Consider the following 7,855-nt stretch of genomic DNA (forward strand, 5'->3'; position numbering starts at 1 on the left):
GGAGTGATCTTTAAATGAGCCAGCCCAATTACATATCATTTACGAGAACTGATCAGGTCGATGAACCCATAGAGGGTATTGCAAGGGAATTTGCCGAGCATTTTAAGGTTAAACGAGATTACTTTCGTCAATTTTGTCGAATAATTCAAGTATCTAAACGATGGAGAATATCTGATTTAAGTCAAAGTTTATCTAAATGGGTTAGTCAATTTGGTGCTATAGGTGGCCGGAAAACCATAATCGCCTTAGTGAATAAGGGTTTCGGGTTATGNTATGGTGGTGCTAAAATTCTTACACAATCGAATATTGGTTGGGGAGCAAAAGTTTATATTGAAAATGGTAGAGGTACATCACAAGTAGTAAGATATCGTTGTTCTGCAAAAAAAACTGCCGATTGTGGCGATCGAGCCACAGTAGATTTAGGAATATGGGATGGTTATAGTGGTAAGTTTTTTGAATGTAAAGCCAATCCTGTTTCAATTCGATGTAAAGAAATAAGTTATATGGAATACTTAAGAAATATGATGAAAGTACATGGTATTAGNTATGGGTGCTCACCGCTTTTAAAACCAATAGGACTCGAAGAATTGCAAGCAATGATTGCTTAAAAAGTATACCCTGTCCATTGCGGCAGGGTATTTTCATAAGGAGTGTTCCATTGAACCCTACATACAAACGACTCACCACCGACGCCGAATATCTGACGGCCAGCCTGACCGGCGCTCGCGTTTCCGTCTGGTTCCGTCTCGACCCAGATCCAATCGGTCACCTCATGGAATATGGCGGCTGCATAGAGCATACAGCCCTGATAGCATTAAGATTGCCGGAGTGAGGTATTTCCGAGATAGGTTTGAGTTCCGTGTTCATATAAGAAAATAAATATTACTAAGCCTGACGATTACGAGGATATAGTAGCTTAATTATAATTAAGGAGAATCTTGGCCGACTTCCGTATTTATAGGAATCGGCCAAGAATATATAAAAATATATATAGTTAACGACTTTATATTTGAGAATGTTTGTTCGTGGAATCCCGTTGTGTTACTAGCAACGGGATTTTTTTCTGTTCTATTAACAGAGCGGATGTTCGGGAATGGTTTGACTAGGAAGCGATTCCATGTTAAGCGACACAGCCCGTAAACTGCTGCTTATCATAAATCATTCCATTGCCCTTTCCCAGAGATATGCTGAATACGGTGTAGCTGGAGTTAAGGAGCATGCGGCTATTATGGATCTTGGGAACTGTCGAAGGATCGGTATATTGAGGGGAAAAGGGGTGTACCTAAAAAAGGCTTAAGTTGTTGGGGACGTGATAACCCCAACCGGCTGTAAGTATCATGAAGAGAATCGAAGGCGACTTGGGAGTGCCTGACTTCATCTTTATATGCATTAACCTACGTAACAATAATTTCTCGTTCTGTTATGACAGAACTGTTTATGTTTGTTCACATGTAAATGGATTCGACAACACGAAACGAGTGATTTCGACATAATACATTTTTTATACTGAAATATAAAAAAAGGAATTGGAGGGATTGATCTTTGAAAAAACAAACCATTCTGTTATTGATTTTCATTCTGCTGGTGGGAATCCTCTCAGACGGTACAAGGACAGCACTAGGAGAAGGACTGCCCGCACCGGGTGTTTATCATTATGATTCCAACGGCAGATTGATCTTGTCGGAGGCTGTGGAAGGCTATATTACCTACGAATATGATCGAAATGGCAACCTAATTCGTAAGAGGATCAAAGGTTTTGGAGATTTGGAGACACCTTCCGAAGTCTATAATACCGCCTTTACAGTTCAAGGCTGGTACATGGACAAAAATGGGGTAGATAGTATCAAAGTATATTTAAACAATACATATCAAGGTTTGGCAGTCTACGGCGATCAAAGAGAAGATCTGTATGCCACTTATCCAAAGATGAATAATCATTATGCCGGGTTTCACTATAGTCTTTCGCTCCCGCGAACTGACAGCACCTACCAAGTAAAGGTTGTCGTCCGAAATAAAAGTGGTGAAGAGACGACATTGGTCAAATCATTCAAATTTGTTGTGTTACCTATTAGAAGCTATCTTGATGATCCAACGGAAGGTAGCAGCTATACGTATTACATCAATCAAGGCTCATCCAACCAAATCACGGTCTCGGGCTGGTATCTAGATATGATTCCTGTTCAGAGTATCTCTCTATATTTTAACAACTCACTAGAAACATCAGCTTATACCACCATATCTAGAGAAGATGTGTACAACGTGTATCCTCAATATGGAAAACATGCTTCAGGTTTTAGATTTACGACAGAGATGCCTTATCCCACAGCGTCAACTTCAAGCTATCAGATTAAAGTGGTAATCACCAATACATCAGGTGTGCAGACTGTAATTACACGAAATGTATCCATAAAAAAATCGTCAGGTATTGTTATTACAGATCCCATTGGAAGCTGACGAATTTTCAAATTCAACATCTAGGCTTGCGTTTGTATTCAAACCTAATGAAACTACAACAACAAAATAAAGGGCAATTACAAACAAGCCATGAACGAACAGAAGATTTTGTTGTACCGAGTGTCTAAGCGTCGATGTGCCTTGGAGCGGTTATACAAGGGTTTGATGAGGTGACGCTCTTTATTGAGCGATCAACTACTTTTTCGTTGTTCTTTCCGATGTCTTCGATTGGGGATCACAGCGAACCGTGACTATTCTCGGTCATCAGTTTGAATCGAAGCGGATAATCTTCAAATATCGAATATTTCGATTTGCATAACCAATTAAGAATGGAGACGTTAAGTTGAAAAAGTTAAATGCACTTATACGAATCATCCTATCTGTATCCTTAATCTTTGGTGTCATACCTAGCGCACCTTTAGTCGCAGCGGCAGAAGGAAAGACTGAAAAAACAGTTGCCACTGAAAAGAAGAATGTTCCCGCTCCCTCTCCTTCGCCTGATAACATCGAGAATGATGCTGACCTGCAACCTCAAAGTACCCCAGGCCCTACTTCGGAGCCTAACAATACGAAACGAAATCTTGCTGCGAATTCAAATTCAGGGATTCTGGATGAAAAATTGTCGGTATCAGCAGCGGTTTATGAAGAATCGAACTTGAAACTCCTTAATCTCCAAAATCTAAAAAAACAAATTTCTGAAAAGAAACTGCTTCAGTCGAGCAATTTGTCCTCCATGCAGCGTAGAGCGACAATTTCAACAACCTCAAGAGATTTAACAAAAGAGGATATTGAGAAGCTAGCGTCTGCTGGCGCTTCGATTGAAGATGTGTACTGGCTGGAGCTTCTGATTCTTGATTTCCCTGAAATCGATGTAATGAACTTGTGGAAAGAAAAACAGAAAAGCAATTCGACCTGGGAAGAAATCGAGCAGAAGCTTAAAGCTGAAAAGACGGAGACCCAGGAGCCTGCTCCCCAAATCGATGTGAACGAAGCCGAGACGGACGCTCCTCTGGAAAAATCCGCAACCGTAGTCTCAACGGTATACGAGGAAGGAGAATCGACCCCAGATTCGCTTCTTTCTTCTTCCACTGACATGACAACCATGACAACCTTTGAGGCAACGGTTTCCAGTGTATTCGAAGATGCAACTCAGGTTCAAATCTCTAAAATACAGAAACCCCAGTTTAATGACCGTAACTCGACAGGAGAGATGATTGACCCAGTGTCGGGTAGCTTGACTCGAAAAGAAAATCTGATCCATTTACCCGGACGAGATGGATTAGATCTTGATGTGGGCATCATTTATAATTCAAATAATGCTGTAACATTCAGGTTTCATGATACTGTTAATCCTTCTTGGGGGACAATAGATAGATATTGGTCATATGCTATGCCGGATCTTGGAGCAGGCTGGTCTTTCCAATTCCCATCTGTGAGCAGATATGGCAATGATTATGTCTACTACGATGATGGAAAAGGGAACATGTATAAAGTAGGCTCGGATTTGAATGATGAACTGTCTAATTACACCAACCTGCTCAACTACAAAGGAAAAGACAAGCGTTTTGTATTTGATAATACAGGGAGCTTCTCAAACGGCACTGACAGCTCCTGGGCGTATCTTGAATACTCCAACCTTACACGTGAATACTTTAATGCCTTCGGGAAACTGATTGGAATGGTTGATCGCTTCGGGAATACAATCAGATTTAATTATGATAGTAACGATAAACTGTCCTCCATCACTGACACATTGGGAAGAGTAGTCACATTCAGTTATGAGAACAGCTTGAATACAACAGGCGCATTTGACGGTGAAGACATTGATATACGCGTCTACAATGGTGCAACAGAGACGCAAAAAGTGACCTTAACCAAAGGTCGTAATTTAGTTAAGCTTTCGGAGTTTTCGGAGTTTTTCGCTCCAACTGAAAATGTATATGTTCCGGTGTTGTCGCGCATTACAAATCAGTTAGGAGAACAGACCAATTTTAACTACCGGTATGAGAGTCCTTATTATTCGTATTATGGATATAACTTTTATGCCCTTCCTACCCAGGTTAGCTATACCCACTCGACGACCAACTATGAATACGGGAGTGTGAACAGGAATATTGGTTCGAACGAAAGCGTGGTCGAGTATCATGTCTTATCCAGAATCGACCACGCTGGATCACAGGGCTATCAACAAATCAACTATACTTATGACGGGAATTATACCGGTAATACTTCTACACAATACCCCGGCAATTTGCCCAGCGATTTCCGGTTCAGTACGACATCAACCGTTGCAAGCAACACAGCATCCAATGGACTCCGGACGACCAATACCTTTGATAAAGACGGCCGGGTGTTACGTACCGAAACCGTGGCTGGCAACAATGAGCGAAAGGTTACCAGCTATACGGCTTACGATTCTAAATTCACCCAATCCCCAACGCAAATAACAATCGCAGAATATGGGCCTAACGACAGTGATGAAACGGCCAATCACTTATATACCGAAACAACCTACAATGACTGGGGTTTAGTCCAAAGTCAAACGGACCCGTTGACTGCCGAACAGCTCAACAACTCAGGGATTAAGAAGTATCATACGATAACATACCAATATGAACCTACCTACCACTTTTTGGCGTCAAAATCATCATACCTCAAGGAATCCGATGCCTCAGCTGTAAAGGAAAGCTATACCTATACAGGAAACGGCAGATATAAAGCCGTAACCAATGCCTTGGGTGAAACAACGAGCTATGACTACGAGTATACAAACGGCCTTGGCGCCATTTCGCAAGATACGGCGGCAATAACTAATTCGCTGGGGAAAACCATTGCCAAGAAGGTAACGAAATACGGTCCGGAATATAACTATGCCTATCCTACAGAGCAACAGCAGTGGTTCAATATCGACAAGCCTGATGAGAAAATAGTGAGAACCACGATGACCTATGATCCGGGAACGGGACTCCTGAAAAGTCAAAGCGATGGTAACGGCCAGACTACTCAATACGATTATGATGTAGCCGGGCGGCTGAAAAAAGAAACACACCCGGTGCGAACTAATACGAAGGGAGAAAAATATACCGAGGTAATCGAATATAACTACTATAATCAAACTTCCACTAACTTTGATGCGGTCAATGCCGGAACTAAGGTTCTAAAAGTGGACACCATCAAAACCGTTACGAATCAGTCCAATGGCAACACGATGAAGACATATGCCAACACGCTATACAATGGATTAGGATTAGCGCTGCTGGAAGAGCATTTGGATGAAAAGGCAGGGAAATGGGTCTTTACCCAGTATCACTATGACGACCAGGGCAATCCCACCTATCAACGGGATGATTTGGGGAATATAGTCACCGCCGGCTATGACGTGTGGGGAAGACAAAACCGGGCGACCGATTCGTTCGGTAATGTGTATATATCAGACTATGATTTAAAGCAGCGGAAATCGACGAGTTACATGGTAGCTTCCGATACGCAAGAGCAGCTCAACTATCTGGAAACGGCATACGATCCTTGGGGACGGGCTACTTCCAAGCGCACGTATAAAGATTGGCCGAGCCAGTCGCAGCCGATCACCGAAAGCTATCAATATGATATTAGCGGCAATGTAATCAGTTACACGGACCCTATGAATCATCAGAACGATGCAGGGGTTACAACTGTCTACAACTATGATGCGCTGAACCGCTTGACATCAATTCAGGACGCACTGAATCAGACCACCCGGTATACGTATGATGGCACTGGCCAGATCTCCAAAGTTACGGTTCAGGCCAAAGGTGGTACGGAACAAATATTAAACACTAAAACTTATAACGAGATCGGTCTCCCAACAGTTAAGCAAGATGGTTCTTCACAGACCGAGAGTCTAAACTATAATTCCCTTGGACAATTAAGCAGCCGTACCGACCGAAACGGCAGCGTGTTCAACTACAGTTATGACGAGAGCGGGCAACAGAATTCCATGACGGTTAGCGGAACAGTGAACAATGTTGCGCAAACCCAAATAACCGAATTGGTCTTTGGTGAGACATCACCAAGCTATCAAACTACGTATCAATACACTAACGATAAGAATAAGATCCAGTCGTCGCAGCGAATCAACGTCGATAGCTTAAACCAGGTTCGTAATCGATATGATATCGCGTATTCATCCGGGGTCACTGAGCATGCTTCTTACATTCTTAATCAACGAGATGTGCTTGGAAGAATCACCCAGCTTAATGACAACTATCTGAACTTCTATGTGAACTATCAGTACAACAAGCAACGCCTGGACAAAGTTCAGACCAATGGCAGCTCGACCTTGACGACCGATGCATCGACAAATGTCCAATATAGCTATTACGCCAACAACTTGGTGAAATCCATCACGTACCCAACGCTGACCGATGGCAGTACACTGAAGACAGAATATACGTACAACAAGGCTTTGGGCTGGGTTGAGACGATGAGGAATAGCAAAGGCAGTAATGTGCTGTCGAGCTTCAGTTATGGGTATGACAATAATGGAAATATCGTCTCGACAAGTGAAGTTCGAAGCAACGGATCTGCTCAGACAACTAGCTATGGCTATGATGCCTTGAATCGCTTGACCTCGATCACGCGTCCAGATGGTGGAAGTACAACATACACCTATGATGTTCGTGGGAACCGGCAGACCCTTTCCGATACGAGCAGCGCTAGTCTAGATATGACGGATACGAGCTATACGTATGATTTGTTCAATACGTTAACCTCTGTAACCAAAGGAAGCAGTACGACCAGCTTTAAATACTATGCAGATGGACTGCGCTATCTGAAGAGTACTGGAACTACAAGTTCACAAGTGAACTATGACTTTAACGGTCAAGTGATTACGGAAGAGAAGTTGAGTGGTGGTTACATTGTGCAGCAATCCACGTATGTCCGAGGGGACCGCTTATTGGTCAAGAAAGACAAAACAGCGGGGAAGGATTATTATTATCTGTATAACGGTCATGGAGATGTAGTCCAAATCGTGGATACAAGCGGTAACGTGGTCAACAGCTATAGCTACGATGCATGGGGGAACATTACAAGTCAAACAGAAGGAGTATCCAACTCCTTTAAGTATGCAGGGGAGATGTATGATGCGGAGACTGGGCTTTATTATCTAAGAGCGCGGTATTATGACCCGAGTATCGGACGATTTATCAATGAGGATACGTATGAAGGGCAGATTGATAATCCGCTGAGTTTGAATTTGTATACCTACGTGCATAATAATCCGTTAAAATATAATGACCCCTCAGGTCATAAGGTTAATGAAGTTGAGGTAGATATATATCTTGATTTAGCTATTCAAGAGGGAAACCAATCTCAAGCTTGGTGGACAATCAGAAGTATTTTAGGACAAGAAGCACAAAAG

General features: G+C 42.5%; 2 protein-coding genes. Both read left to right on the plus strand.

Annotated features, from left to right (window positions below; all coding sequences use genetic code 11):
- The first annotated feature begins 1,542 nt into the window (after nt 1–1,542).
- A complete protein-coding gene (locus KIH86_RS00595; RefSeq protein WP_223083953.1) occupies nt 1,543–2,454 on the plus strand; it encodes a hypothetical protein in 912 nt (303 codons plus the stop codon).
- 343 nt (nt 2,455–2,797) lie between these two features.
- The coding region (locus KIH86_RS00600; RefSeq protein WP_223110252.1) for an RHS repeat protein at nt 2,798–7,855 on the plus strand (5,058 nt) is incomplete at its 3' end.

The sequence above is a fragment of the Paenibacillus sinensis genome, from assembly GCF_019904155.1.
Classification (GTDB): Bacteria; Bacillota; Bacilli; order Paenibacillales; family Paenibacillaceae; genus Paenibacillus_AQ; species Paenibacillus_AQ sinensis.